This window comes from Teichococcus globiformis (genome assembly GCF_042646265.1).
Classification (GTDB): domain Bacteria; phylum Pseudomonadota; class Alphaproteobacteria; order Acetobacterales; family Acetobacteraceae; genus Pseudoroseomonas; species Pseudoroseomonas globiformis.
The window spans coordinates 181,501-208,252 of sequence record NZ_JBHRTN010000026.1 but is presented as its reverse complement, the minus strand read 5'-3'; the positions used below and the strand labels follow the sequence as shown (position 1 = coordinate 208,252).

Genomic DNA, 26,752 nt, shown 5'->3' with positions numbered 1-26,752 from the left:
CCGGCCGCCGGCGTGGCGCCGACATCGGGGGCCGCCCGGCAGCTGCTTAACCTGCTGACAAACCCCAAGGTGATCGGCGCCTTGGCCGGTTTGGCCCAGGGCACGATCGGCGGATCGGCGGGCAGCGCGAGCGCGCCGGGCGGGCTGGCGCAGTTGCTCGGCAGCTTGGCGCGCCTCGCGGACCACGCAGCCGAGGAAGCACTGTCCGGCACCGAGAGCTGGCACGAGCCGCGGGACAGCCTGTCGCCCGACAGCCTCGACCTGCTGGCCGACCATCTTGCCCAGGCCGTGGAGCGCGCGTGATGTCCCTCCCGGAAGGCGCCAGCGGCCCGACCCTGCTGGACCTGATGGAGACCGAGGGCATGGAGCCGCGCACGCTGGCGATGCTGCGGCTGCTGCTCACCCAGCAGGCCGCCTCCACGGCCCCGGCTGCGCACCCGGAGGTCGAGGAGCTCCGCGCCAGGTTGGTGCGGCTGGAAGGCGCCAACACCGCGCTGCTGGCCTTCACGGAATGTCTGGCGGGCGCGCTCGGCGCCTGCCCGGCCTGCTGGGGCGCCGACCCCGGCTGCGCCTGTGGCGGCGCCGGCCATCCCGGCACCTTTCCGCCGGAGCGCGGCGCTTTCGAGGCCTTTGTTCTGCCGGTGATCCGGGCGCTCGGCCCTTCGCCGGTTGTTGTCCGGCACCGGCTGCGCGCCGCCGGCCCCGGGACCGGCCCCCAGGCCGGCCCGGGGTTCCGCCCCGTGACCTCATTCAACAGGGAGCCCTGACCATGACCTTTGACACCGAAGCCATCCGCCGCCTCGCCGAGGAATATGACGGGGACAATCTCGCCTGGCTAGGCGACAGCGGCGACGATGACGCCTGGGACGACGATGCGACGGAAGCGTCGCCGGTTCGGCGGTTCGGCCGTGCGGCGAATTTCCGCTCCTCGCCCAGCGTGGGCGCCGCAAGGGTCGGCGCCGCCGCACCCGCAGGCGGCGCCATGTCCGTGCGCTTCCCGCAGCCGGTCGCCAGCGCCCAGGCCATCGAGCGCCTGAAGCAGGATACGCAGAAGGCCATCGCCGATGTGCGCGCCGACGTGGCGCGGATGAAAGCGGACACAGACCGGAAGCTGAAGGAAGCCACCGACCGCATCGGTGCCATGCAGCAGGGCAGCATGATGATGACCCTGCTGCCGCTGCTGCAGCCGGCGCCGAAGATCACCAGCATCACCCTGCCTGGGGAGGGCGGTTCGGTGAAGCCCAACGTGGCCCTGACCCCGACCGCCGTGCAGTACGAGAGGCCCGACATGATGATGATGCTGCTGCCGATGATGCTGAGCGGCGGCATGGGCGGGGGCGCCGCCGCCGGCGGAACGCCGGGCGCGTCGGGGCAGAACGACATGATGCTGCTGGCGGTCGCCCTGATGGCCTCGCGGAGGAGCTGATGCCATGTCCATCGCCATGACCGCCCTGACCGGCATGCTGGCCGCGAACCGGCTGAGCGACGTGCCGGGCAGCGATGCCTTCCGCACCAACCTGGTGATCTCCGGCCTGTTCTGCGGCAATCCGGTGGCGCAGATGGCCTTCAACATCCGGGCGGCGGATGACATCGCGGAGATGCTGGCCGATCGGGAAAGGCTGCGCGGGCAGGTGGCCGCGCAGCGTCTGGTGGTGCTTTCCGCGCCGGCCGTCACGGGTACGGCCGAGATCGGCAAAGAGTTGAAGGCGGCGGCCGGCAGCTATTCCGGCACCGCCGCCCCCCGGCTGAAAGGCCGGCAATGGCTGCTGAACAGCACGCCGGTTTCCGGTGCGACCGGCGAGACTTACGTGGTCAGGCGCGGCGATGCCGGCCACACCCTGGCAGTGCAGGAGACCCTGCAGAGCGAGCTGGGGGAGGTGGCCATCACCAGCACGGGCATTGCCGTGCCGGGCCCGGTGGTGGCGGCCGCCGGCGCCGCCGCGCAGCCTGCGGACGCTCCTCCCGGCATCGCCGTCAAGGCCCAGGCGGGCGCCATGCTGGAAGCGCAGCCGGGAACCTTCACCGGCGAGCGCCAGGGCCGCAACCGTGCCTACCAATGGATGCGCGGCGATCAGCCGATCCCCGGCGAAACCAACAGAACCTACACCGTTGTGGCCGACGATGCCGGCAAGTCGCTGCGGGTCAAGGAAACGGCCGAGATCGGCGACCAGGGTGAGGAGAAGACCCTGGCCAGCAATCCGGTCAACATTCCCTGACGCCGCCGGACGGACCACCGCCATGGACCCCGCCCTGCAGGAAATGCTGGAAGGCCCCCCGGACGAGGTGCTCGAGGTGCTGATGCGCCTCGCGGACCCGGTCGGGGTGCCGCGCGAGGCCCGGGTGGTGGCCCGCTTCGGGGAGGTGGTCACGGCGCGCATCCCTCGCTCCGAGGTCGGACGGGTCTGGGCCGACCGGCGCGTGCTGTCGCTGAAGGCGCCACGCCTGCTCGACTATCCCGAGGATGCCGTCATCCCCGCGGCGCCAGCGGAGTCCGCAGCGCTTCCCGCCCGCGGATGGCGGGGGCCGGAGACCGGCGCGGGGATCGTGCTGGGCGTGCTGGATTGGGGCTTCGACCTCGCCGCGCCCGCCTTTCGCCGGCCGGATGGCGGCAGCCGCGTGCTGGCCCTGTGGGACCAGCGGGAAGGGCGGCATGTTCTGCCGGGCCGGCGCCCTTCCTATGGCTATGGCCGGATGATCGGCCGCGCCGAGATCGACGCGGCGCTGCGCCGCCCCGATCCCGAAGCCGCCCTGAGATACCGCGCCGCCGACGCCGATGCGGGCTCCGGCGCCCACGGCACGCATGTGGCGGATATTGCCGCCGGCACCCCCGGCCCTGGCCGGGAAGGCGGCATGGCGCCGGGCGCCGGGCTGGTCTTCGTCAACCTCGCCGCGGGGCAGCTCGGCGGCCTGGCCGGGCTGGGCGACAGCGTGCGCATCCTGGAAGGGCTGGATTTCGTGCGGCGCGTCGCCGGCCGGCGCCCCTTCGTGGTCAATCTCAGCCTCGGCCGCCATGCCGGCCCGCAGAACGGCACCACCCTGGTCGAGCGCGCCATCGACGCGCTGCTCGGCGCTGCGCCCGGGCGGGCGGTGGTGATGTCCACCGGCAATTATCACCTGGCGCGGGCCCATGCCGCTGGCGTGCTGCGGCCTGGCCGGCAGCAGGAGCTGGGTTGGCGCGTGGGCGCCGACGATCCCACCGGCAACGAGCTGGAGCTCTGGTATCCCGACCGGGACCGGCTGCATGTAACTCTGCTCGGCCCCCTCGGCACGCCGCGTGTCGAGGCGCCGCTCGGGCACAACCAGCCGATCACCGTTGCCGGGCAGGAGGTCGGGCGGCTCTACCACCGCGCCTTCGATCCCAATTCGGCGGACCACCATGTGGACATCTTTTTGCGCCCCGGCGCGCCCGCCGGCGACTGGACGCTGCTGCTGCGCGGCGAAGAGATTTCGGACGGGCGCTGGCACGCTTCCGCCGAGCGCGATGGCGGCTGCGCCGGATGCCAGTCGGTGCTGCTCGGGCCCCATCTGCAAACGCTGCACACGCTCGGTGCCATCTGCAACGGCATGTTGTCCATCGCCGTCGGTGCCGCGGCCGGCGCGCCGCCCCATCCGGCGATCGCCCCCTTTTCCAGCAGCGGCCCGACGCGGGACGGCCGTCTGAAGCCGGACCTAGTTGCGCCGGGCGTCGCGATCCTCGCCACCCGCTCCCGCTCCGCCGCGGCGCCGGAGGGCGGGCTGACCCGGAAAAGCGGCGCCTCCCAGGCCGCGCCCTACGTTGCCGGCACCATCGCCCTGGCCTTCGAGGCCGCGGGCCGGCCGCTCACCATCCATGAAACCCGTGCCGCCATCATCGGCACGGCGAGGCCGCTGCGTCTTCCCGCGCGGGAAGCGCTGCGCGCCGGCGCCGGGCTGGTGGAACCATGCAGCGCCATCCGCCGGGCCCGTGAGCTCGGTGTCACCCCCCAAACCCCCGCCGCGAAGGAGACAACGGCCATGTACACCCATTCCACAGCCTTCCGGGCGCGCCCGCCCGGCTGGGACGGCAGCGTGGGCCTGCAGGAGAACCCCGCCGTGGCGGCCGGCGCGGCGCGCCTCGCCGGGGTGCTGGGCGGCATCGGCGCCGGGATCGACGTGCTGGGCAAGGCGATCGATTTCGGCCGCGATCGCATCTTCACCGGCGCCTTCACCCTGAGCACCCAGGAAGCGCGGGTGGTGCCGCTGCCGCGCGGCCTCGGCCCCGAATTCACCACCACGCGGATCTTCCGCCTGCGCTGCGTGCAGCCGGTGATCAGCGACGACATCATGGCCTTCCAGGTTGCGATCACCGCCGACTGCTTCAACATCTACAACGTTTCGATCGTGCGGCACGAGGCCGGCTCGGCCTTTCTGATCAACTCCACCCTGAACATCCGGCTGCGGCCCGACGCGCAACAGGTGCGCGGCACCACGCGGGCCAACATCCCCTTCTGGATCGAGGGCCGCTGGGACCCGACCGGCCCTGCGGGCGACGAGGATTTCTCGGGCCGGCTGCTGGTGCAGGCGGATGGCTCGGCGGAGCTGACCATCAACGCGCCGGGCAACCGGGTGCGGGTGGAAGGCGTGTCGCGCTTCGGCCCGGGGCAGAGCTGCCCGGTTCCGGCCCAGGCGGATCCTGGCGCCCCCGGCACGGTGCCGATCGCGCCGCCGGACCAGGGGGGCGGTCGCGCATCGGGGGGCGCACGCGGCGGCGGGGCACGCCCGGCCCCCTATCCCGACAGCCGCCACCTGCTCCCCGCCGGGCCCGAGGTCACGCATGTCTTCTTTCTGACTTCGGGGCCGGAACTGACCACCAATGAACGCAACCGGCTGCAGACATGGCTCAACCGGCTGGGCTCGGCCGTGGTGGAGCAGATCCGCAACGGCGGCGTGCCGGTGTTCGTGACCGGCCATGCCAGCCGCGCCGGAAACGCGGTGCAGAACATGGAGTTGTCGACCCGGCGCGCGCGTGCCGCGGCCGAGGCCTTGCGCGGCCTGCTCGGCGCGGCCGCGAATATCCGCTTTCAGGGCATGGGCTCGGATGGCGCGGTGGGAACCCACCCGAACGACCAGGCCAACCGCCGCGCGACGATCCGCCTGCAGATCCCGCGCTAGACTACCGCAGCTGGCCGGCGAGCGCGTGCAGCTCTTCGGCCAGACGGTGCAGCCGCTCCGGCAGCGGCCGCGCGGTGGACGCCGCGCTTCTGGAGGCGGGTGCGAGGGCCGCGGGCCATTGCCGCGCGGCCAGGGCCAGGTCCCGCAGCGCGCGCGTTTCCGCCGCCGGACAAACCGAGAGTTCCGCCTGCAGAACCCGCTCCAGACGGTGAAACACGGCCAGCGCCGCAGCACTGTTGCCGGTCAACAGGTAGGCCCGCATCATCTCCTGCGACACGATCTCCAGCAGCGGGTCCGACAGCATCAGCACATGCCCCAGCCGGATCACCTCCGGCCCATCGCCGGCGTCCCGCGCCAGTTCCAGCCCCACCACCAGGGCATCGATGCGCTGCGCCGTGAAGAAGGCACGGCGGGACAGGCTCCACTCGTCGCTGTCCCCGGCCATGAAGTCGCCGGCATGCAGGCGCTCCACCTCCGCCACGGCGGCACGGCGCGCGGCTGGAGACGCCGAGCTGCGCAGGTGGAGAAGAGCGCTCTCGAAGGCATGCACATCGGCGCCATCGCGGGCGGCCTGGTTCACCAGCAGCCGTCCGCCGCATTCCTGCACCCAGTCGGCGGCGCCGGCATGGTGGAGCACGCGGCGCAGCCGCCACAATTCGGTCGCCAGGGCATGCCGGCTGTCGCAGGGCGCCGCCTCTGGCCACAGCGCTTCCGCCAGACTGTCCCGCGCCAAGCCCTGCGGCGGAGCCAGAACCAGCATGGCGAGCAGCCGCTGCGCGCGGCGGGTCGGAAAGGAAACGGCTGCGCCCGAGGCTGTTTCCAGGCGCACGCCACCGAACAGGGTGAGCCGCGCCGCGGTTGCGGAGGGGACCATGTCGAACGCTCTTGCTTCAATGAGCCCGAAGGAGGAACCGTGCTCCGCCCGGCACCTGGCACGGAAACGTTGCAGGAAGGCATCGGCCTGAAGGGATCTTCAGGGGCGAACAGCATTGCGCCGATTGTTTCTGTTCCGCAACACAATTGTCGGCCGGGGCCGCCCAGGTCGGACATTCCGCCTGTCAAAAGGTGCTATTCGCCGCCGGCACCGCCGGGGCGCGGAACCGCTTCCCGCCGGCCTTCCCGTTCCCACCATCCAGTCGGCCAGCACTGCGCGGCCGGACGGGCCAATTCGAGGCGCGGAAATCAGGCCCGGCGAAGCGGCGGGGATCCTCCCCCGCCGAACGGACGGAACGTCAGTTCCGCGCCTTCTTGGCGGCCTTGGCGGCCTGGTGGCTCGCCAGCACGGCAGCGAGGCCGGGCTTCTTGCGCAGATTGGCCTTCCGCTCGGCCTCGCGCGCCTCTTCCTCGGCACGGCGCCTCGCACGCTCTGCTTCCTGCTCGGCGCGCAAGCGGGCCGCCTCGGCTTCCTGCGCCTGGCGCCGGGCCTCCATCCGGGCCTCCCGGGCCTTGGCTATTTCCATCCGCTCCGCGCGGCGCGCGGCAACCTCCGGGTCATCGAGGCCCGGCCGGCTGCGGAAGGCTTCCAGCATCGCTCGCTTGGCCTTGGCAGCGTCCTCCAGACGCTCGGCGATGGTTCCTGATTTTGCTTTGGCCATGACGAATGCCGACTTCTACAAGGGGGTTTGGATCAAAACAGCCCGATCCACGCAGCCCTATAGGGCGGGCATGCCGCCGCGCCAACCGATCGCGGCCCTCTCATCGCGTATTTTACCGGCCCGCTGTGTTGATCCTCGCCATCGGGGCTCCCGCGGTCGGGGCAATCATGCTCCCGGCCAGCGCCTCCCGCACGGCGCCTTTTGACCGGGGGGGCAACCTCTCGCCCGTTTTCTCCACCCGTCCGCCGCTCCGCGCGGTGCCCGCCGCAACGCCTGCGAGGGAACCGGGGCGGCTTGTCGCGGCAGAGCCCGGCGCGCGATGATGCCCGCACCTCCCGCCGAACCGGCGGGAAGAACGATTCGAAGAACGATCCGGGAGTGATAACCAAGGTGCCAGATGCCGGTCCCATCCCCGCGGGCCCCGCGCCGCTGCGCGCCGTCTTCGCCGATCCCGATTTTCGCAGGCTCTGGGCCGTCGGCCTGGTGATCTTCGGCGTACGCTGGATCGAAACCATCGCCGTTGGCGTGTTCGTGTACCAGCAGCGCGGCTCGGCCTTGCTGGTGGCCACCATGATGCTGCTGCGCCTGCTGCCCATGGCGCTGCTCGGCGCGTTTCTCGGGGCGTGGGCGGAGCGGATCGAGCGGCGCACCGGTCTGCTGCTGGTGGTGGCCAGCTCCTTTGTCACTTCCCTTGCCCTGGGGCTACTGGCGCTGGGCGGCGCCCTGGAGATCTGGCACCTGGCCCTGGCCAGCGTCATCAACGGCATCGGCTGGGCAGCCGACAACCCGGTGCGGCGCATGATGCTCGGGCAGGTGGTGGGCGCCGGGCGCATGAGCACCGCCATGTCGGTCGATGTCGGCACCAACAATGCCAGCCGGATGCTCGGCCCGGTGCTGGGCGGGCTGATCCTGGCGGCGGCGGGGATCGAGGGCGTCTTCCTGCTGAGCGCGGTGCTCTACCTTGTGGCGATCTGGGCCACGCTCCGCCTGCGCTACCGCAACGATGCCCAGGCGCCAACGGGCGAAGGGGTGCTCGGCCGCGTGGGCGCCGGGATCGCGCTGGTCCTGGCCGACCGACGGCTGGCCGGCGTCATGATCATCACGGTGATCTACAACATCTTCGCCTGGCCGACGACGAGCATGGTGCCCGTGATCGGGCAGGACCGGTTGCTGCTGGGGCCGGAAGGCATCGGCGTGCTGGCCAGCATGGATGGCGTCGGCGCGCTGCTCGGCGCCTTGCTGATCGCCTGGTATGCGCGGCCCGAGCGGTACTGGCAGTTCTTTGTTGGCGGCGTGATCGCCTACTGCGTCATGACGGCGGTGTTCGCGATGGCGCCGCATGCCGTTCCGGCGGGCCTGGCGCTGATGCTGCTGGGGCTTGGCGGCTCGGGCTTCAGCATCATGCAGACGACGCTGGTGTTTCTCGCCACCCCGCCCGAGATGCGCAGCCGCGTGCTGGGCCTGCTTTCCGTCTGCATCGGCGTCGGCCCGATCGGCTTCCTGCATCTCGGCCTGCTGGCCGACGCGATCGGTGCCCACAACGCAGTGGCCATCTCGGCGCTGGAGGGCCTGCTGGCGCTCTGGTTCACGCGGCGCTGGTGGCGCGGCAGCTTGTGAAACATTCCTCGGGGAAGAAAACGATGACCAAGGGCGCGGATCACATCAGGCTCTCGCTGGAGCAGGTGCGTCACCTTGCCGAGCAGCCCCTGCTGCGCTGCGGCATCAGCCGCGACCATGCGGACGCCATGGCGGAGGTGGTCACCCTGGCAGAGGCGGACGAGGCCCGATCGCACGGCCTGTACCGCATCCTTGGCTGCGTCGCGGCAGTGCGGTCCGGCAAGGTCGATCCGGTGGCGGTGCCGGAGGTGACCTCCACGGCCGGGGCGGTGGTCAGGATCGACGCGAAGGGCGGCTTCGCGCTCCACCCCCTGCGGATCGGCCGTCCCCTGCTGGCCGAAAGGGCGCGGCAATTCGGCATTGCCGCGCTGGCGCTAAATCATTGCTACCACTTCTCGGCCCTGTGGGGGGATGTGGAGCCGGTGGCCGAAGACGGGCTGGTGGCGCTCGCCTGCACCATCGGCGCGCACAGCGTGGCGCTGGCCGGCGGCTCCGCCCCGGCCTTCGGCACGAACCCCCTGGCCTTCGCCTATCCCCGCGGCGAGGGCAGAAAGCCCTTTGTGTTCGACCTGTCCGCCAGCACGGTTGCCAAGGGCGAGATCGAGCTGCGCCGCAGAAGCGGAGCAAGTCTTCCGCCAGGCTGGGCGGTGGACGAGCACGGCGCCCCCACCACCAGTCCGGATGCGGCGCTGCGTGGGGCGATCCTGCCCTTCGGCGGGCACAAGGGTGCCGCACTCGGCCTGATGGTGGAACTGCTGGCAGGGCCCCTGCTCGGCGATCTGCGGAGTGCCGAGGCGCTGGCCGTCGATACCCGGGACGGCGGGCCGCTGCGCGGCGGCTACCTGATGCTGGCCATCGATCCGGCCCGCTTCGGCGGTGCCGGTCGCCTGAACGAGGCGGATGCCTGGCTCACCGCCTTGGCGGAACAGCATCGTCCGGCGCGCCTGCCTGGCACCCGCCGGCACGCGGCGCGGGCGCGTGCCCGGGAAGAAGGGGTGCTGGTGTCGCGCAGCCTGCACGAGCAGCTGATGGAGCTTTGCTGAGGCGGCTGGTGGGAGGGGTGCGCGAAGCCCCGGAAGCGTTCAGGCGTTGAGACAGGGTGTCGGCGGCGTAGCTCCGGCCTTACCCATGGGAATCACGCATGAAACGACCGACCTTCGCCAGGATCGCCAATCGGGGGCTCGGCCGCATCGAGCAGGCCACGTTGCTCGACAAGCCGGGTTATGCCGCGGAAACCGCCATGGCGCGGCCGGCCCAGATCGTCGGCTCTCCCGCCGAGAAGGCGGGCAACGCCCTCCACGGCACCTGGTATGGCCATCCCATCCACCCCATGCTGGTCACCTTGCCGATCGGGGCCTGGACCTTTGCCTTCGGGCTCGACCTGCTGTCGATGCTGGGCTTTCGCCGGAAGGGCGCGGAGCGCAGCGCGGAGCTTGCCATCAAGGCCGGGGCGGCGGGCGCCGTGGCGGCCGCGGCGGCGGGCCTGGCGGACTGGCAGCACACCAATGGCCGGGACCGCCGCATCGGCACCGTGCATGCGCTGGCCAATGGCACGGCCCTGGCGCTGCACCTCGCCTCCGTGTCGCTGCGCAACCGCGGCGACCTCGATCGCGGCCGGCTGGCCAGTGCCGCCGGATGGGCCTGCATGCTGGTGGGTGGGTATCTGGGCGGGCACATGGTGTATCGCCGCCGGATCGGCGTCGACCATGCCGACCGCAGCCCGGAGCCACGCGACTTCCAGCCCGTACTGCCGCTGGCTGAGCTGCAGGAAGGCCGGCCGCGGCGCGTGGACATTCGCGACGAGGACACACGGCAGGAGATCGGCGTGGTTCTGGTCCGGCAGGGAGCGCGGGTGCACGCCATGGGCGCGCGTTGCTCCCACATGGGCGGGCCACTGGACCAGGGCTGGATCCTGAACGGCGCGCTGGTGTGTCCTTGGCACGGCTCGCGCTACGATCTGGAAACCGGATGGCCCACCAGCGGCCCGTCCACCTGCCCGCAGCCGCGCTACGCGGTCCGGCTGCGGGATGGCATGGTTGAGATACGGCGGGAAGAGGAACCGGGCGACGAGGTCGTCACCGCTGCCAAGGCCGGCGGCAAGCCGGCCAGGGCACCCGCACCGCCGGCTTCGTCCGCCGGTGCCGGCCGCAAGGCCGACGAGGTCCTGTTCGAGCATCACCAGCTGATCCGCCGCCTGTTCCAGGCGATCAGGAACACGCCGCGTGACGACCCGCAGCGACGCGACCTGATGCGGACCCTCGCCTCCGAGCTGGAGATCCACGAATACGTGGAGGATCACGTCTTCTATCCCGCGGTCCATCCCGTCAGCGAGGATGTGCCCATCGCCCATTCCGAGCACCGCCAGCTCTCGGACCTGCTGGCCAAGACCCTGAAGCTGAACACGGCAACGCCGGAATTCGAGGAGCATCTGCGGGCGCTCCACGCCGCAATGGATCACCACGCAAGCTCGGAGGAGAATTCGATGTTCCTGGAAGCGCAACGCCTGGGGGATGCCAGGCTGCGCGAGATGGGCAGGACGCTGGAAGAATTGCTGGAGGAGCAGCGGACGTCACGCGCCCAACGCTTGTTCCGCGACCTGAAGATCAGGCTGCTCGAAGGATTGTAGCAGGCGCGGCAGGGGGGCACCGCCATCCCCCGCCGTTCTCAGGAGCGGCGGTGCGGCCCGGCCAGCAGCGCCAGCACTCCCAGCGCGGTGACCCCCGCCGCCAGTACCCCGATAAACGGCACCTTGTTCAGCGCCATCTGCGGGCTGAAGCTCAGGGCCTCGCTGTCGAAGGCACCGTGGGTGCCGGAAGCGCGGGTCGAGGGCTCGAAGAGGTTTTCGTCCCGCTGGGCCCGCACCTCTTCCTTGTGCGAGGCCTGAAGGGAAGGGCCGAACTTCCCGGCCGCCCAGTCCACCAGCCCCGGCGTCAGGGCATTGGCGATCGCGAAGGCCACTGTCTGACCGCCCACCTTGACCTCGCGCCGTCCGGTGGTGACGGCGAGGTGGATGGCGTCCGCCACGATCTCCGGCTGATACACCGGCGGCGGCGGGCGCGGCACGCCATCCGTCAGCTTGGACAGGGCGTGATTGAAAAAGGGAGTGTTGGTGGAAGGGGGGTGGACAATGCCGAGCTGCACCGCGCTGTTGTCATGGATCAGCTCGCCGCGCACAGCCTCGGTGAAGCCCGCCACGGCATACTTGGCGGCGCAATATGCCGATTGGAGGGGCACTGCCCGCATCGCCACGGCAGAGCCGATGTTGACGATGTTGCCCTTGTTGCGCGGCAGCATCCGCTTCAGAGCGACGCGCGTGCCATGCACCTGGCCGAGATAGGTCACGGCGGTGATGCGGGCATATTCCTCCTCGGTCAGGTCCATGAAGCTGGCATAGGCGCTGACGCCGGCACCATTCACCCAGGCCTGGATGGGGCCCAGCTTTTCCTCCAGCTCGGCGGCGGCCTGTTCCAGCGCGGCCGGGCTGGCCACGTCAGCCACCGCGTAGGCGCCTCCGGCGCCGGCTTCCCGCACTTCGGCCAGCGCCGCTTCCAGCCCCGCCTCCCCACGGGCGATCAGGCCGACATTCCAGCCCTGTCGGGCAAACAGAACGGCGGTGCAGCGGCCGATGCCGGAAGAGCCACCGGTGATGACGATAAGGGGACGGGACGAAGCGGATGGGCCGGACACGGGGCATTCTCCTCGGTCAGCAGGGACTGGCCCTCCAAACCCCCGTGCCGCGACAAGTTGCGCGGTGTGGCCGGCACGTCACCGTGCCCGGCGGCCTTCCCGGCATGCCGCCAGGCCCCCATCACCACCGTCCCGACGCCCCCGATGATCGGGGCGGACCGACTTCCACCGCCGGAGCCGGTTGCCGGGGCCGCGTTCAGGATGGCTCCGGCCGAACAGGCCATGGCTGTATGCGGCCCTTCATGGCAGCGTTGGCTTTGCGCCCCGGAGAAGGGCGCATCGACGCAGAGTTAGAGGGAGTTTACGTCCATGATCCCGTTATCGCGCCGCCGGATGCTGGCGGCCGGCACCTTGCTGCTGGCCGGCGGGTCCCACCTTGCCAGGGCGGAAACCTTTCCCAGCCGTGCCATCACCATCGTGATGGGATACCCGCCCGGCGGCGTCAGCGACACGGCGACCCGCCTGATCGCGCAGCGGCTGGAGCGGGAACTTGGCCAGCCCCTGGTGGTGGAGAACAAGGCCGGCGCCGCAACGGCACTGGCTTCCAACCATGTCGTCCAGTCCCGGGCGGATGGCTACACCCTGCTGATGGGCGCGACCACCCTTGCCATCAACCCGACCCTGCAACCCGATCTCGGACCGCGCGACCCGCAGAAGGAATTGGCACCCATCGGCATGGGGTATCAATCCGCCTTCGTGCTACACGTTCACCGGGACCTGCCGGTGCGCTCCGTGGCGGAGCTGATCGCCTATGCCAAGGCCCATCCCGGACGGCTGAACTTCGGCAGCTCGGGCACGGGAGCCGTCAATCACCTGGCGCTCGCCCGGTTCGGCCACGTCGCCGGCATTGGCTTGCAGCACGTGCCCTATCGCGGCGGGGCGCCGGCGCTGCTCGATCTGCAGGCCGGGCGCATCCAGGGCATGTTCTCGGCGGTGCTGGAAGCCCTGCCTCTGGTGCGCGAGGGCGCCAGCCGTGCGCTGGGCGTCACCTCCGCCGAGCGCGCCGCGCTGCTGCCGGAGGTGCCGACCATCGGCGAAACCCTGCCGGGCTTCGAGGCCGTGTACTGGCAGGCCCTGTTCGCGCCGGCCGGCACGCCGGAGCCGGTTCTGCGGCGCCTCGAGGCCGCGCTGCAGAAGGCCACGGACGATCCGGCGCTGCGTTCCCGGCTGGCGGAACAGGCGGTGTCGCTTCAATCCGGCGACGCGGCGTTTCTGCGCGGCTTTCTGGCACGGGAAACGGAAAGCTGGCGCGAGGTGATCCGCGGCGCAAACATCCGGGTCGAATAGGGACGGCCCGTTGCCTGGACCGAAAAGCCTCTGGTCAGGCGGCGGGTCCCGCACGCACACTGTTCCGAAGAAGATCGGGAGGGCGTCATGGCTGCGGCTCCGCAAGTTCCGCCGTGCTGGCCGGGGGGCACGGCCCCGATGCCTTGCTGCTGTCCCACCCCGCATCCGGCCACGTTGGCCGCGACCCTGATCGGCACCGGGCAACGGCAGGACAACCCCGCCTGATGCCGAACAGCTACACCGTCAGCGATCTTGTCGCCGAGTTCGTCAATGCCTGCGGCGTCGAAACGGCCTTCGGCATCGTCTCGGTGCACAACATCCCCATGCTGGACGCGATCGCGCGCCGCAACGCCGTCCGCTTCGTCACCACGCGCGGCGAGGCCGGGGCGGCGCACATGGCGGATGGCCATGCGCGCGCCTCGGGCGGGCTGGGCTGCGTGTTCACCAGCACCGGACCGGGTGCCGCCAACGCCGTGCCGGGGCTGGTGGAGGCACGCTTCGCCGGCACGCCGCTTCTCCACATCACCGGCCAGACTTCGACGCGCTTCGTGGATCGCGGCATGGGCACGGTGCATGACGTTCCGGACCAACTCGGCATGCTGCGCGCCGCCGGCAAGGCCGCCTTCCGCATCCGATCCGCCGGCGAAGCCCTGGGCGTGCTGACCCGCGCAGCCACCGAAGCGCTGACACCCCCCACCGGGCCGGTCAGCGTCGAGGTGCCGATCGACATCCAGCGCGCGACGCTGTCCCGTCCGGCGACGCTCGACGCATTCGTGTTGCCGCTCGCGCCGCTGCTCGAACCCCAGGAGGCGGCACTGAACCAGCTGGTCGAGCGCGTGCTGCAGGCCCGCCGGCCCATGCTGTGGCTCGGGCGCGGCGCGGCGCGGGCCGGCAAGGCGGCCAACGACCTGCTGGGCATGGGTTTCGGCATGGTGACAAGCTGGGCCGGTCGGGGCGTGGTGCCGGAAGACCACCCGATGAACCTTGGGGCGCTGAACGGCCAGGGGCTGGCGGGAGTCGAGTCCTTCTACGGCGATGTGGACCTGATGATCGTCGCCGGCTCCCGCCTGCGCGGGCATGAAACGGGCGATTTCTCCGTGCCGCTGCCGCGCAATCTGGTGCAGATCGACATTGACCCGCTGGCCGATGGCCGCACCTACCCCAACACCCTGTTCCTGCGTGGCGACGCGGCGCTGACGCTGGCGCGGATGGCGGCGCGGCTGCATGGCCGTTATGCGGCCGATCCCGCTTTCGGCGGGGCGTTTCGCGCCCTGAAGCAGCAGACGCGCGAGGCGTTCCGCGCATCCCTCGGCCCCTATGCCGGCTTCGCCGAGCAGTTGCGCGACGTCCTGCCGCGCGATGCGGTGTGGGCACGCGACATCACGATCAACAACAGCACCTGGGGCAACAAACTCTTCCCGCTCGACCGCACCACCGCCAACATCTACCCGGTCGGCGCCGGCATCGGGCAGGGCCTGTGCCTCGGAATCGGCGCAGCGCTGGCCGTCGACCGCGCCAAAACCGCGGTGATGACCGGCGATGGCGGCTTCTTCCTGAACATGAGCGAATTGTGGACGGCGGTGCAGGAACAGGCGGAGCTGGTGATCCTCGTGATGAACGATCGCGGCTACGGCGTCATCCGCCACATCCAGGATGCCGTGGCGGATGGCCGTCGGCGCTTCGACCGGCTGGCCGCGCCCGACCTCGCGGGCGTCGCGGCGCTGGCCGGCATTCCCTTCTGGCGGGTCAGCGAGGCCGGGGCGTTCAGGTGCGCCATGGCCGATGCACTGGCGGTGCGCGGCCCCGCGCTGGTCGAGGTGGACATGACGGCGATCGGCGACCATCCGCCCTATTTTCCTTACGGGCCCAAGGTCTCCGCGCCCTGACCGGGGCACAGCAGGAAGGAAGGCGAGGATGATCACGCGGCGAACGGCGATGCTGGCTTCGGGAGGCCTCATGGCTCCGGGGCTGCTGCGGGCGCAGCGGGCGGCTGGCTGGAAACCGGACCGCCCCCTGCGGCTGATCGTCACCTACCCGCCGGGAGGCGTGAACGACATTGTCGGGCGCATCGTCGCCGAGCCTTTCGGTGCCGCGCTGGGCCAGTCGCTTGTGGTGGAGAACCGCGCCGGTGCTGGCGGCAACATCGGCACCCTGGCCGCCGCCCAGGCCGATCCCGACGGCCACACCATTCTGTTCGGCACCACCGCCATGTTCGGCGTCAACCCCGTGCTGTACAGCAACTCCGGCGTGGATGCCGCACGGGACTTCGTCTGCCTCGGCAGCATCGGCGAGGTCGCCAACGTGGTGTCCGCCGTGCCCCGCCGCAGCCAGGCCCGCAATGTGGCCGAGCTCGCCGCCGAGGCGGAACGGCGCCCGCTCGTTTACGGCTCCGTCGGCAATGGCAGCTCGTCGCACCTGTCCGCCGTGGTGTTTCTGAAGATGCTGGGCATTCAGGCCACCCATGTGCCCTATCGCGGCTCCTCGCCCCTGGTGGCTGCCATGCTGGCAGGCGAAGTCGATTTCGGCTTCGACACCACCGCGACCTCCACCGCCCATGCGCGCGCCGGTGCGCTGCGGCCGCTGGGCGTCACCACCGCGCGGCGCGCCTCGGCGCTGCCGGATGTTCCGACGCTGCAGGAGGCCGGGCTTCCGGGCTATGAGCTGGGCATCTGGTTCGGCTTCTTCGTGCCGGCCCGCACGCCCGACGCCATTGTTGCCACTTTGCGGCAAGCGCTGATGCGAACCCGCACGGCGCAAACCACGGCGCGCCTCCAAGGAGCCTTTGTGGAGCCACTCGCCATTCCGGCGGAAACGCTGCCCGCCTGGATTGCCGCGGAAAGCAGCCGCTGGCAGCAGATCGCGCGGGATGCAGGCATCCGGGCGGATTAGGGGCGGAGCGCGCCTGGCGCCTGCTGCTGGCATTCGCCGTCGGAATGGTTGCGGCACGCCAGCCTGTCTCCCTTGACCGACCCGCTCCCGCCCGCGGGATCGCGCCGCCACAAGGGCCACGCGCAAGTGTCTGGATCTCCCGCGCGGCGGGAACATTCAACCGATTATCCGCGTGGGCGGGGAAGACCGTAAGCTGCTGATCCGACCGTGAAAGATGCGGTTCCGCGACCTTGCCTGTTGTTCATGATCGATGGTAATGCGAGGCATTCGCAATTCGTGATCGCTTGATCGTCAGTGAGGCTGCCTGAATGTCTCGAACCTTCTGCCAGACCGGCACATCGCCGGCCGTTTTTCCCGGCAGCTTCACCCCCGATCCAACCTTCTCCACGCGCCCATCCTGCGCCGCGCTGGCCCGGCACGCGGCCGGAGCCGTGATGGTGCTGGGCCTGTCCTTCACCGCGGCTGCCCACGCCCAGCCGGCAGCTGATCCCGGTGAAGCACAACCGGGGACCCTGACCTTGCCGAGGGTGGATGTCAGCGCCTCACCGACGCCGGCCGGCCTTCCACCGGCCTATGCGGGCGGGCAGGTGGCGCGGGGCGGATCGCTGGGCCTGCTGGGCGCGCGGGATGTGATGGACTCGCCCTTCAGCACCACCGGCTACACCTCAGAGCTGATCGAGGATCAGCAGGGTCGCACCGCCGCCGACACGCTGATTAACGACTCCTCCGTCCGCCTCACCACCGGCAGCAACGGCTTCGACGACACCTTCTCGATCCGCGGCTACCCTGTCCGTTCCGAGGATGTCGGCCTGAACGGGCTGTACGGGCTGATCTCCTCCAACCGGGCCCAGGCGCAGTATATCGAGCGGATCGACCTGCTCCGCGGGCCTGGTGCCTTCATCAACGGCATCGCACCCAGCGGAAGCATCGGCGGCGCCATCAACATCGTCACCAAGCGCGCCGGCGAGCAGCCCCTGACGCGCCTGACGCCCATGTTCATGAGCGACGGCAATTTCGGCATCCACGCCGACCTGGCCCGGCGCTACGGCGTCAACAACGAGTGGGGCGTCCGCTTCAACGGCTTGTACCGCGACGGAGAGGCCTCGATCGAGAATGGCAACCTGCGCAGCGGCCTCGCCGCGCTTGGGCTGGATTATCGCGGCGACCGGCTGCGCTGGTCCGTCGACGCCATCTACCAGCGCGACGACACCAAGAATTTCCGCCCCCAGCTTACTCTCAATGCTGCCATCCCCTACATCCCGTCGCCGCCCGGTTCGCGCGGCAACTGGTATCCCGGCACCCAGCTTCGCCAACAGGACAGCACCCTCGCCACCCGCGTGGAGTACGACGTGGCGGAGTGGGTGACGGCCTATGCCGCGCTCGGCTACCGCGATGGCTGGAACGAGCAGACCTTTCCGGATTCCCGCCCGGGTGGCGCCGACCAGTTCGGCAACTTCCCGCTCACCAACGCCTATTACGATTCCTACAGCGAAACCCTGAGCGGCACAGTCGGCGCCAATCTGCGGTTCAACACGTTGGGTATCGGCCACACCCTGAACATCGGCTATTCCGGCCTGCAGCAGGAGGCGGGCAACGCTTATGTTGCTTCCTCCACCTCCATCCGCTCCAACATCTACAATCCATCGCCGCTGCCGGCCGTCACCGCGCCGCGCAATGATCCACGCCGCGCGTCGCTTACGGAGTTTTCCAGCTTCGCAGTGGCCGACACATTGTCCTTCCTCAATGACCGGCTGCTGTTTACCGGCGGCGTGCGGTTCCAGAACGTATCCGTCAACGGCTACAACACGGCGACCGGTGCGCGTTCCAGCCGCTACGATGCCGATGCCACCACACCGCTCTTCGGACTGGTGGTGAAACCCTGGCAGAACGTCTCCCTGTACGCCAACTATGCTCAGGGGCTGACACGCGGGCAGATCGTGGGCGCTGGGTACCGGAACTTTGGCGATGTTCTCGCCCCCTATAAGTCGGAACAGTACGAGGCCGGCGTGCGGGTGGATTGGGGCCGCGTCACCACCGCCGCCTCGGTGTTCGAGATCACCCGGCCGAGCGCCATCCGCACCGCCGACGACGACCTGGCCTATGACGGCGAGCAGCGGAACCGCGGCCTTGAGCTTTCCGCCTTTGGCGAGCCGCTGCCCGGCCTGCGCGCGCTGGTGAGCGCCACCTTCCTGAAGCCCGAGCTGACCAGCCCCGCCAACCCCGCCGAGCGCGGCAAGGATGCCGCCGGCGTGCCGGACCGGACCTTTTCCGGCGCGCTGGACTGGGATGTGCCGGGCATGCCCGGCCTCGCCCTGAATGGCCGCCTGATCTACACCTCGGGCGCCTACCTGAACAACGCCAACACGGTGAGCTTCGATGGCTGGACTCGGGTAGATTTCGGCGCCCGCTACAGAACGGAGATCGCCAACAAGCCGGTCACGCTGCGCGCCAGCCTGGAGAACGCCTTCGGCGAGGATTACTGGCTGACCACCGGCAACTTCGTCACCGTGGGCTCGCCGCGCACGGTTCTGGTGTCCGCCTCCTTCGACTTCTGACGGCCTGCCGCGTCCGCGGAGCGGGGTGCCTGGCGGCCGACGCCCCGCGCATCGTCCCGGCGGCTCAGGCCGCCAGGATGAACCGGACGCCGCGCTGCACCGCCACGGGAAAGGCGGACATGTGCCCCTCTCCCGGGAGACTGTCGAACCGGAGCTCCAGCCCGGAAAGAGGGCGCAGCCGGTCGGCGAGCGCCCGTGCCTGCTCCACCATCCGCATCATCTGCATGCGCGGCTGCCAGGCCGGGTCGTGCCACGGCGCCAGACTCTGCTCATACTCGCCCACCGTGATCAGCAGGCGGCGTGGCGCGGGGCGGTCGGCTCGCGCGATGAAGCGCTCTGCCGAGGCCAGCACGGCATTGTCTTCCCACCAGATGGCAGGGCTGCCCGCAACATAGTCACGAAAGGCGGCCCCGCGCGTGAACAGGGCGTGCAGCGCGCACAATCCGCCAAAGGAATGCCCCAGCAGAGCGTGGCGCTCCGGGTCGATCGGCGCCGAGCGCGCGGCCAGCGGCTTCACCTCCGTTTCGATGAAGTCGAGCAGTTCATCCGCGCCGCCTGTTCTCGCGGCCGGCCGGCCATCCTCCGCCGGAATGTCGCGGCCGGGGGGCGGCGTCAGGTCGAAGGACCGTCGCACAAGGTCATACGGCCCTTCCGTGGCGTAGCCGATCCCCGCCACCACCGCTGCCGACCGCACTCCCGCTTCCCGCGGGATAAAGGCGAGAAGCCGAACAACGTCCACCACCATGCCCATCACGGCGTTGGCGTCGAGCACGGTGATCATGGGCCATCCACCCGGCGGCGGCTCCCCGGCAGGGATGTGCAGAAACACCCGGAAGCGCTGCCTGCCACGCGCGACAAGATCGTGCTGGGTTGTGCCAGGCACCTGCAGCGGGGCAGGCTCGGCCGATCGCGCCAGGGCGGGGAAAGCAGAGAGCCCCGCCAGCAGCGGAGCGAGGTGGCGGCGGCGCAGGAGCGTTGCGGAAGAGCTTTCCGCCAGCGGCAAGGTCAGGAAAGGTCGGATTGGCATGAATCGATCCGTTGTTGCGAGCCTTTCGCAATAGCAGCTTTTGCGGCGGCCGTCTGTTCGCCGCGGCAGCTCGCCCGTGCCACGCCCCCTCCGGCGAACTGCTGACGGGGGATACGTGATCTTGTGTCGGCCTCTGCCGCGACCCCCGATGGACACCGCAGGACGTCAGCCCGGGATCGCGGCGATCCTGGCTGCTGCACAGACCGGTTCTGCACGGATCCCCTGCGCCGAGGCCTCGCTCACTCCGCGATCTTCCATTGCCCGTTGGCGATGCGGCAGAGGCGTAGCTCATAGTGGTGCAGGTCGGCGGCAGCCGTCACCTCGAAGCGCATGCGACGGCAGGGCATGTTGCGCCACACCGATGCGTCCAGCAGGGTGATGGCGCCGTTCCGCCCGGTTTCGGCGTTGCTCCAGCGGGCGGATTGGCCCAGCGCCGGGGGCTCCTGCGCCAGCAGGCTGTTGGCTGCCTCGCCGACCGCCCGCAAATCGCCGGGAGAAAGCCGGACCGTGGCCGGTCCCGCCGCGCGCCACTGCGCAGGCAGCGAGGGCAATGTCAGCCCGGCCGCCAAAAGAATGGACAAGGGGTGGAACATGCCGTGATCTCCCAGGGCTGTTCATCGGTGCTGGCCGGCGGGCACCAGAGACACCCGCCTGTGGCCAGACCCTATCAGGTCCACAGCCCGCGTCCGCAAGAATGGTACGATACCGCAAGAAAATCTCGAAGCTATTGGCGGGCACTGCTCGGCAGTCCGGCCCGGGCAGACTCCGCCCGCGGGCGCTCAGGCGACCGGGGCGAACACCTTCGGATCATGCACCGGCGTCGGCAGGCCCTCCATGCGAGCCTTGATCTGCAAGGCCAGGTAGCGGGAATAGAAGCGCGCCTGCTGCAGGTTGCCGCCCTGCAGCCAAAGTGCCTCCTGCCGCGTCGGCTTCCACATGTTGCGCAGCTCCCCGGCCCAGGGTCCCGGGTCGCGACGCGTGTTGGAGCCCAGGCCCCAGACCGGTCCCACCTTCTGCGCCACGGCGGGCGAGACCAGCTGCGCGATCCAGCTTTCCATCGGCTCATAGCCCGTGGCGTAGACGATCAGATCGGCCGGCAGCGCGCTGCCATCGTCGAGCTCGACGCCATCCGTCAGAATACGCCGCACCGCGACGCCGCTGCGCAGTCCGATCGCGCCGCTGGCCACAAGATCGGACGCGCCGACATCAATGTAGTAGCCCGAGCCGCGCCGCAGATACTTCAATGAAAGGCCGGTCTCATCCTCGCCAAAATCCAGCATGAAGCCGGCTTTCTCCAGCCGCGCGTAGAACCCGGCATCCTCGGCGCGGATGCGGTCATAGACCGGCTTGTGCAGCGCCGGCAGGGTGGCGTAGGGGCGGGACGCCGCGATGAAGTCGGCCTGCTCGGTGGTGATGCCGGCACGCTGGGCCGCTTCGGAATAGAGCTTGCCGGGAAAGTTGCGGATCTGGCTGTCGGAACGCACCACCAGGGTGGAGGAACGCTGCAGCATCGTCACCCGGGCGCCGCATTCCCAAAGCTCGGCGCAGATGTCATGCGCCGAGTTGTTGGAGCCGATCACCACGCAATCCTTGCCGGCAAACGCTTTCCCGCTTCGATAGGCGCTGGAATGGCATTGCGTGCCGCCGAAATCCTCGGCACCGGGGTAGCCAGGGATGCTCGGCGCACCCGACATGCCGGTCGCGATCACCAGATGCTTCGGCCGCAGCGTGACCGGCGACCCGTTCCGCTCCAACGCCACGCGCCACTCTCCGGCACCCGCATCGTACTCCGCCGCCTGCGCGGTGGTGGAGTTCCAGATGTCCAGCTCCATCACCTTGGCATAGGCCTCGATCCAGTCGCCCATCTTGTCCTTGGGCGTGAACATCGGCCAGTGCGCGGGAAAGGGGATGTAGGGCAGGTGCGTGGCATGCACCGGGTCGTGCAGGCAGAGGCTGCGGTAGCGCATCCGCCACGCGTCGCCTGGGCGTGGATTGCGGTCGATCACCAGCGCAGGCACGCCCAGGCGCTTCAGCCGCGCGGCCAGCGTCATGCCGCCCTGGCCACCCCCGATGATCAGGCAATAGGGCTGCTCGGTGGTGCCAAGCGTCGCCTCGCGCGCCTGCTCCTCTTCCAGCCAGGAAGCGCGGCCGCGAACGGCGCCATGCTCCACGCCGGCCTCGCGCGTGTCGCCTTCCCGTTCCTCGTGCCCCTTGAGGTCGAGCATGGCGGTGAACAGCGTCCAGCCCTTGCCGTCTCGCAGCCGAAGGTGGCCTCGATGGGTGGCAAGCTGCGTTTCGAAGCGGAACCAGGCTTCGACCGCCGAGCCCTCGGCCCGCGCCGAGCCGGGTTCCAGCCGGAAGCCCGCCGGCACCGCCGCCTGCAACCCGTCCGCGAGCAGTGCCGCGATGGCATCGTGCCCTTCCGCCGTGACGATGGACCAGGTGAAGGACAGCAGGTCTCGCCAGAAGCATTGCGGGCCGAACAGCGCGGTGGCCCGCGCGATGTCGCCCTCCTGCAGCGCGGATTCCAGCGCGGCAAGCCATTCGGCGGCGCGTGCCTCGGCGGTGTGGTCGATCGCGTCGGTCATGCCGGGCTCAGCTTCTGCCGGGTGGTGGCATGGGCCTCGATCCCGTCCCAATCATAGCGCATCGGCACCATCTCGCAGGCACTCCAGGCACGGTTCTGGTTGTTGTAATGTGGGCTGCCGGGATGGCCCGAGGCACCGTGGAACACCGCCCAGCGGCTCTGCTCCCAGTTGCCTACGTCGAAGGCGTAGCGCGCCAGGGGGCCATAGGCTGCCGCCGATCCTCCGGCGCCGAGCAGCCCATTGGCCAGCACGGTGTCGCCATCGCCACCCACCGGCAATGCTGGGGGGTCGAGCACCGCCGCTGCCTCGGGGAACAGCGCGGAAAGCGGATGCGCGAAGCGCGGCCGGTGCGCTTCGCCCCAAGGTGTATCCAGCGCCTCCGCCGCCGCGGCGCGCAGCGCGGCACCCAGCGCCTGGTTCCAGCTCCAGCCGCCGAGCAGAGTCGTGTCATCCGCCCGCAGCAGTGTCGGCAGCGTCCACCAGAGCTGGTTCTGCGGCGCGACGCCGGGCGCTGGCGACAGCCATTCATGCCCGGACAGCGCCGCCAGCCCGCTGCGTTCCGCCAGAATGCCGGTCAGCGCGCGGCGCAGCGCGACATAGGCGGTGGGCGCGGCGCTTTCCGCCACCATGTGCCCGTCCCAGTCCAGCAGCCTTTGCCTCAGCGCCGCCTCCGCGGCACCGGCCGGTTCCGGCAGGGCCGCCAGCCGCTCCCGCACCAGCAGCGCGATGGGGGAGAAGGTGTCGCCATGTAGAGCCGCCGCCGCTTCCGGCGCATGCGGCGCGGCCTGCAGCAGCTCCGTAATGCGACGGGCGCGGTGCGGCGGATGACAATCGGTGCAGAGGTAATCACCTGCGCCATCCTTGACCACCCGGTTGTTGGCGGTGACGATCATGCCGCCCGGCGGGTCTATGACACGGGGCATCGCTTCATGCGCGATCCAGCCTTGCCATTCATGCGCTCCCGTCCAGCCGGGCACGGGCATCCAGCCATTCTCCCGCGGGCGGCGCGGCATCCTTGCCCTCACCAGGTGGCCGATGCGCCCTTTCGTGTCGGCAGCGACAAGGTTGTGGTCGATCACGCCCCAGCCCTGTGTCGCCTCGAACAGCGCCTCGACACCATCGGCGCGCAGCATGCGGGGAAGGCAGTCAAAGGAATGGTCGGTCTCGGCGAACTGCACCGAGCGCAGGGCGAGGGCGGTGCCGCGCGCGGGATCGCCGGCGATCACCGGCCCATGCACCGTTTCCACGATCTCGACCTCGCGCGGCGTGGCGCCGCGCACCAGCACACTTTCGGTTCGGCGTTGCACGGGCACCCAGCCCCCGGCCGTCAGCGTATTGTCACCCGCAGCGTCGAAGCGCTCCAGGAACAGGTCGTGGATGTCCATGAAGGCGTGGGTGACGCAATAGGCGACGCGGCCATTCTGCGCGAAATGCGGAAAGCCCGGCACACCCGGCACCGTCAGGCCAATCACGTCGAACGCATCGCAGGCCAGGTGGTGCTGGGCATACATGTTGGGGATCTCGAACACGCGGTGCGGGTCGCCTGCCAGCACCGGCCGGCCCGTCGTGCTGCGGCCCGGCGCCACGGCCCAGTTGTTGCTGCCGCCCCCCGTGGCATCAGCACCTGACGCCTCCACCAGCGCCGCAATCGCCGGTGCCAGCGCGCGCAGATCCGCGGCCCAGCGCTCCGCGTCGACTCCGGGCGGGATGCAGAGCAGGTCGCGACCGCCATCATCGTATCGCAGCTTGGCGGCCTGTTCGGCGCCGACCACCGGCAAGGCGGCAGCGCGCCACAGCTTGAACCACACCGAGCCCATCAGCAGCCCCAGCCGCCGCATCACCGCGATGGGGTGCCAAGCTTCCCAGGGCTCCGGCTCGGCCTCCAGCAGGCGGTACTCCACCGGCAAGGGGGGGCCGGAGGCGAGCCAGGCATTCACCCCGGCCACATAGGCGGCAAGCATGGCCTTCGCCTCGGCCGAGGCGGCCTCGTGGTCACGTCGGCTGGCGGCCTCGACGCCGAGCCGACGGGCCAGGGCGTCGCTCTCCGCGGCGGCGGGTCCGAGCCATTCCGCGGCGCGGCCCAGGGCCCGCCGGCGGTTCAGCTCCATCTGGAACAGGCGGTCCTGCGCGTGCACCACCCCCAGCGCGAAAAAGGCATCCGCCTCGCTTCCGGCGCGGATATGGGGGATGCCCCAGTCGTCGCGCAGCACGGTGGCTGCCGCACTGAGGCCGGGCAGGCGGAGCTCGCCTTTGAGGTCTGGCAGGGATGCGCTGAACGCCGGGGCATCGGGCGAAACGGGCATGGAGGCTCCAGTGGCAAGCGGCCGTCGGATGATATATCAAATATCCAACTTGGCCAGCCATTGTGGCCTTTGGGAGCCTGAGCCTTGCGTGACACCCTCCAGATGCCTGCCACCCGCCAGCTGACACCGGTCGGCCGCGACAACCTGGCCGGGCGGGTTTATGCCGAGCTGCGCACGGCGCTGCTGGAAGGCCGCATGGCGCCGGGCGAGAGGCTGAAGATCCGCGACCTCGCGGCCGCCATGGGCGTTTCTGAAACCCCTGTGCGGGAAGCCGTGATGCAGCTGGTGCGCGAGCGTGGCCTGCGCATGGAAGCCGGCAAGGCCATCACGGTGGCCGGGCTGACACTCGACCAGTACCTGGAGCTGCGCACCATCCGGCTGGAACTGGAAGGGTTGGCGGCCGAGGCGGCGGCGCTGCGCATCCGCCCCGCCGCAATCGGCGAGCTGGCCCGCGCGCATGACCGGCTGGTCGCCGCCGAGCGCATCGGCGACGCCGTTGCCGCCAACCGAGCCAACTGGGCCTTCCACCACGGCATCCACCTGGCCGCCGGCATGCCTGAGCTGCTGGCCATCATCGAGGGTATCTGGCTGCGCAATGGCCCGGTGCTGGCACATCTCTACCCGCATGCGGCACCTACCTATCCGGGCCGGCACCGTCACCTCGACGTGCTGGACGGGCTGCGGGAACGCGACCCCGTCGCCACCCGCGCCGCACTGGCTGCCGACATGACCGAGGGCGGTGCAGGGCTGGTGCGCCACCTGCACGCGCTGGAAGCAAGCCCGCCCCGCCCCGCCCGCTGAGCAGCGGGCCGCCGCAACAGGAGAATGCCGGATGACCCTTGCCAGCCTGTCCAACCGCGGCACCGACAGCGCCCTGCGCGAAAGGGCGCGGCAGGTGATCCCGGGCGGCCTTTGGGGCCACCTCAACGCGGCGCGCCTGCCGCAGGGCTACCCGCAATTCTTTGCCCGCGGCGAAGGCTGCCGCCTGTGGGATGTCGACGGGCGGGAATTCGTCGACTTCATGTGTTCCTGGGGACCGATCGTGCTCGGCCACCGGCACCCGGTGGTGGAGGAAGCGGCGGCGCGGCAGGCGGCGCTGGGCGACTGCCTGAACGGCCCCGGCCCGGTGCTGGTGGAACTGGCCGAGCTGCTGGTGCAGATGATCCCGCACGCCGCCTGGTGCCAGCTGGCGAAGAACGGCACCGACGCAACAACAGGCTGCGTCACCATCGCGCGTGCCGGCACCGGACGGCGCAAGGTTCTGGTGGCGCGCGGCGCCTATCACGGCGCGGTGCCCTGGTGCTCGCCCTCGGTGGCTGGCGTCACGGCGGAGGACCGGGCACATCTCATCCCCTACGGGTTCAATGATCCGGCCAGTCTCGACACCGCGCTGCACCAGGCCGGCGACGACCTGGCCGCGGTCATCGTCAGCGCCTTCCGGCACGATTACGGCACCACGCTGGAGATGCCCGACCCAGCCTTTGCCCAGGCGCTGCGCGATGCCTGCGACGCAACCGGCGCGGCGCTGATCCTGGACGATGTGCGCGCCGGGTTCCGGCTCGATCTCGGCGGATCCTGGGAACCGCTGGGCGTCCGGCCGGACCTCGCCGCCTACAGCAAGGCCATCGGCAATGGCCACGCACTCGCCGCCATCACCGGCGTGGAGCGGTTCCGCCATCCGGCCACGCAGGTTTTCTCCACCGGTTCCTTCTGGTGCACGGCGGTGCCGATGGCCGCCGCGCTGGCAACGCTGCGGGAGCTGCGCCGCATCGACGGGCCGGCGAAGATGAAGGCCATGGGCGAAAGGCTGCGTGCAGGATTCGACCGGCTCGCAGCGCGGCAAGGGCTGGCCATTCTCCAGAGCGGACCGCCCGCCATGCCGCTGCTGCAATTCGCGGGCGACGCCGAAGCCCGGCTGGGCGAGGCGTTCTGCGCCGAGGCGCTCCGCCACGGCGCATACTTCCACCCGCGCCACAACATGTTCCTGTGCTGCGCGCATGAGGCTGCGGACATCGACGCGGCGCTGGCGGCGGCGGAGGCAGGCTTCGCCGCCGTGGCGAAGATGGCCTGAGGC

General features: G+C 70.3%; 21 protein-coding genes. 14 read left to right on the top strand and 7 right to left on the bottom strand.

Annotated features, from left to right (window positions below):
* From ACFOD4_RS20510 to ACFOD4_RS20490, 5 genes are all read left to right on the top strand, one after another.
* Positions 1-303, top strand: a 303-nt coding sequence (locus ACFOD4_RS20510; protein WP_379599488.1) for a hypothetical protein, incomplete at its 5' end; no start/stop codon positions are given.
* Positions 303-767 (top strand): hypothetical protein, encoded by a 465-nt coding sequence (locus ACFOD4_RS20505; RefSeq protein WP_379599486.1) that lies wholly within the window; start codon positions 303-305, stop codon positions 765-767. The genes ACFOD4_RS20510 and ACFOD4_RS20505, both read left to right, overlap by 1 nt.
* Positions 768-769: 2 nt before the next feature.
* A complete protein-coding gene (locus tag ACFOD4_RS20500) occupies positions 770-1,426 on the top strand; it encodes a hypothetical protein (RefSeq protein WP_379599485.1) in 657 nt (218 codons plus the stop codon).
* Between the two features lie 4 nt (positions 1,427-1,430).
* A complete protein-coding gene (locus ACFOD4_RS20495) occupies positions 1,431-2,216 on the top strand; it encodes a hypothetical protein (RefSeq protein WP_379599484.1) in 786 nt (261 codons plus the stop codon).
* Between the two features lie 22 nt (positions 2,217-2,238).
* Positions 2,239-5,130 (top strand): S8 family serine peptidase, encoded by a 2,892-nt coding sequence (locus ACFOD4_RS20490; protein WP_379599483.1) that lies wholly within the window; start codon positions 2,239-2,241, stop codon positions 5,128-5,130.
* A 1-nt stretch (position 5,131) separates the two neighbouring features.
* On the opposite strand, the gene ACFOD4_RS20485 is transcribed toward ACFOD4_RS20490, so the two are convergent.
* Together ACFOD4_RS20485 and ACFOD4_RS20480 are read right to left on the bottom strand one after the other, a co-directional pair.
* Complete coding sequence (locus tag ACFOD4_RS20485; RefSeq protein ID WP_379599481.1) at positions 5,132-6,004, bottom strand: AfsR/SARP family transcriptional regulator; 873 nt, start codon at positions 6,002-6,004, stop codon at positions 5,132-5,134.
* 358 nt (positions 6,005-6,362) lie between these two features.
* A complete protein-coding gene (locus ACFOD4_RS20480) occupies positions 6,363-6,725 on the bottom strand; it encodes a DUF6481 family protein (protein WP_379599480.1) in 363 nt (120 codons plus the stop codon).
* Between the two features lie 390 nt (positions 6,726-7,115).
* Here ACFOD4_RS20480 and ACFOD4_RS20475 point away from each other — a divergent pair, with 390 nt between their 5' ends.
* The 3 genes from ACFOD4_RS20475 (at position 7,116) to ACFOD4_RS20465 (ending at position 10,968) form a co-directional block, all read left to right on the top strand.
* Entirely contained in the window at positions 7,116-8,342 is a 1,227-nt protein-coding gene (locus tag ACFOD4_RS20475) for an MFS transporter (RefSeq protein ID WP_379599479.1), read from the top strand.
* A 23-nt stretch (positions 8,343-8,365) separates the two neighbouring features.
* Entirely contained in the window at positions 8,366-9,385 is a 1,020-nt protein-coding gene (locus ACFOD4_RS20470; protein WP_379599478.1) for an Ldh family oxidoreductase, read from the top strand.
* Positions 9,386-9,483: 98 nt separating this feature from the next.
* A complete protein-coding gene (locus ACFOD4_RS20465) occupies positions 9,484-10,968 on the top strand; it encodes a DUF2231 domain-containing protein (RefSeq protein WP_379599477.1) in 1,485 nt (494 codons plus the stop codon).
* Between the two features lie 38 nt (positions 10,969-11,006).
* On the opposite strand, the gene ACFOD4_RS20460 is transcribed toward ACFOD4_RS20465, so the two are convergent.
* Positions 11,007-12,029 carry an SDR family oxidoreductase gene (locus tag ACFOD4_RS20460; RefSeq protein WP_379599476.1) on the bottom strand — a complete coding sequence of 341 codons (1,023 nt, stop codon included), beginning with the start codon at positions 12,027-12,029 and terminating at the stop codon, positions 11,007-11,009.
* Positions 12,030-12,338: 309 nt separating this feature from the next.
* Here ACFOD4_RS20460 and ACFOD4_RS20455 point away from each other — a divergent pair, with 309 nt between their 5' ends.
* The 4 genes from ACFOD4_RS20455 (at position 12,339) to ACFOD4_RS20440 (ending at position 18,760) form a co-directional block, all read left to right on the top strand.
* Positions 12,339-13,316, top strand: a complete 978-nt coding sequence (locus ACFOD4_RS20455) for a Bug family tripartite tricarboxylate transporter substrate binding protein (RefSeq protein ID WP_379599475.1) — start codon at positions 12,339-12,341, stop codon at positions 13,314-13,316.
* A gap of 224 nt (positions 13,317-13,540) precedes the next feature.
* Complete coding sequence (locus tag ACFOD4_RS20450) at positions 13,541-15,202, top strand: thiamine pyrophosphate-binding protein (protein ID WP_379599473.1); 1,662 nt, start codon at positions 13,541-13,543, stop codon at positions 15,200-15,202.
* 28 nt (positions 15,203-15,230) lie between these two features.
* Positions 15,231-16,205, top strand: a complete 975-nt coding sequence (locus ACFOD4_RS20445; protein ID WP_379599472.1) for a Bug family tripartite tricarboxylate transporter substrate binding protein — start codon at positions 15,231-15,233, stop codon at positions 16,203-16,205.
* A gap of 308 nt (positions 16,206-16,513) precedes the next feature.
* A complete protein-coding gene (locus tag ACFOD4_RS20440) occupies positions 16,514-18,760 on the top strand; it encodes a TonB-dependent receptor (protein WP_379599471.1) in 2,247 nt (748 codons plus the stop codon).
* A gap of 64 nt (positions 18,761-18,824) precedes the next feature.
* Here ACFOD4_RS20440 and ACFOD4_RS20435 read toward each other — a convergent pair whose 3' ends face one another.
* The 4 genes from ACFOD4_RS20435 to ACFOD4_RS20420 form a co-directional block, all read right to left on the bottom strand.
* Complete coding sequence (locus ACFOD4_RS20435; RefSeq protein ID WP_379599470.1) at positions 18,825-19,787, bottom strand: alpha/beta hydrolase; 963 nt, start codon at positions 19,785-19,787, stop codon at positions 18,825-18,827.
* Between the two features lie 239 nt (positions 19,788-20,026).
* Positions 20,027-20,380 carry an RT0821/Lpp0805 family surface protein gene (locus tag ACFOD4_RS20430; RefSeq protein WP_379599468.1) on the bottom strand — a complete coding sequence of 118 codons (354 nt, stop codon included), beginning with the start codon at positions 20,378-20,380 and terminating at the stop codon, positions 20,027-20,029.
* A 186-nt stretch (positions 20,381-20,566) separates the two neighbouring features.
* On the bottom strand, positions 20,567-22,375 hold the full coding sequence (locus tag ACFOD4_RS20425) for an NAD(P)/FAD-dependent oxidoreductase (RefSeq protein WP_379599467.1): 1,809 nt from the start codon (positions 22,373-22,375) through the stop codon (positions 20,567-20,569).
* Positions 22,372-24,678, bottom strand: a complete 2,307-nt coding sequence (locus tag ACFOD4_RS20420; protein ID WP_379599466.1) for a penicillin acylase family protein — start codon at positions 24,676-24,678, stop codon at positions 22,372-22,374. The genes ACFOD4_RS20425 and ACFOD4_RS20420 overlap by 4 nt, the downstream gene beginning before the upstream one ends.
* Positions 24,679-24,762: 84 nt before the next feature.
* Between ACFOD4_RS20420 and ACFOD4_RS20415 the strand changes: the two genes are divergently transcribed.
* The gene (locus ACFOD4_RS20415) at positions 24,763-25,479 is read left to right on the top strand and encodes a GntR family transcriptional regulator (RefSeq protein WP_379599465.1); all 717 of its coding nucleotides are present in this window, start codon (positions 24,763-24,765) and stop codon (positions 25,477-25,479) included.
* Between the two features lie 31 nt (positions 25,480-25,510).
* A complete protein-coding gene (locus ACFOD4_RS20410; RefSeq protein WP_379599464.1) occupies positions 25,511-26,749 on the top strand; it encodes an aminotransferase class III-fold pyridoxal phosphate-dependent enzyme in 1,239 nt (412 codons plus the stop codon).
* The last annotated feature ends 3 nt before the right edge of the window (positions 26,750-26,752 follow it).

Bases quoted from the DNA above. Each gene is read 5' to 3' on its own strand.
- ACFOD4_RS20455 (WP_379599475.1), top strand. From the start codon at position 12,339: ATGATCCCGTTATCGCGCCGCCGGATGCTGGCGGCCGGCACCTTGCTG.
- ACFOD4_RS20485 (WP_379599481.1), bottom strand. From the start codon at position 6,004: ATGGTCCCCTCCGCAACCGCGGCGCGGCTCACCCTGTTCGGTGGCGTG.
- ACFOD4_RS20420 (WP_379599466.1), bottom strand. From the start codon at position 24,678: ATGCCCGTTTCGCCCGATGCCCCGGCGTTCAGCGCATCCCTGCCAGAC.
- ACFOD4_RS20480 (WP_379599480.1), bottom strand. From the start codon at position 6,725: ATGGCCAAAGCAAAATCAGGAACCATCGCCGAGCGTCTGGAGGACGCT.
- ACFOD4_RS20410 (WP_379599464.1), top strand. From the start codon at position 25,511: ATGACCCTTGCCAGCCTGTCCAACCGCGGCACCGACAGCGCCCTGCGC.
- ACFOD4_RS20425 (WP_379599467.1), bottom strand. From the start codon at position 22,375: ATGACCGACGCGATCGACCACACCGCCGAGGCACGCGCCGCCGAATGG.
- ACFOD4_RS20470 (WP_379599478.1), top strand. From the start codon at position 8,366: ATGACCAAGGGCGCGGATCACATCAGGCTCTCGCTGGAGCAGGTGCGT.
- ACFOD4_RS20490 (WP_379599483.1), top strand. From the start codon at position 2,239: ATGGACCCCGCCCTGCAGGAAATGCTGGAAGGCCCCCCGGACGAGGTG.
- ACFOD4_RS20450 (WP_379599473.1), top strand. From the start codon at position 13,541: ATGCCGAACAGCTACACCGTCAGCGATCTTGTCGCCGAGTTCGTCAAT.
- ACFOD4_RS20435 (WP_379599470.1), bottom strand. From the start codon at position 19,787: ATGCCAATCCGACCTTTCCTGACCTTGCCGCTGGCGGAAAGCTCTTCC.
- ACFOD4_RS20465 (WP_379599477.1), top strand. From the start codon at position 9,484: ATGAAACGACCGACCTTCGCCAGGATCGCCAATCGGGGGCTCGGCCGC.
- ACFOD4_RS20440 (WP_379599471.1), top strand. From the start codon at position 16,514: ATGTCTCGAACCTTCTGCCAGACCGGCACATCGCCGGCCGTTTTTCCC.
- ACFOD4_RS20500 (WP_379599485.1), top strand. From the start codon at position 770: ATGACCTTTGACACCGAAGCCATCCGCCGCCTCGCCGAGGAATATGAC.
- ACFOD4_RS20495 (WP_379599484.1), top strand. From the start codon at position 1,431: ATGTCCATCGCCATGACCGCCCTGACCGGCATGCTGGCCGCGAACCGG.
- ACFOD4_RS20445 (WP_379599472.1), top strand. From the start codon at position 15,231: ATGATCACGCGGCGAACGGCGATGCTGGCTTCGGGAGGCCTCATGGCT.
- ACFOD4_RS20430 (WP_379599468.1), bottom strand. From the start codon at position 20,380: ATGTTCCACCCCTTGTCCATTCTTTTGGCGGCCGGGCTGACATTGCCC.
- ACFOD4_RS20505 (WP_379599486.1), top strand. From the start codon at position 303: ATGTCCCTCCCGGAAGGCGCCAGCGGCCCGACCCTGCTGGACCTGATG.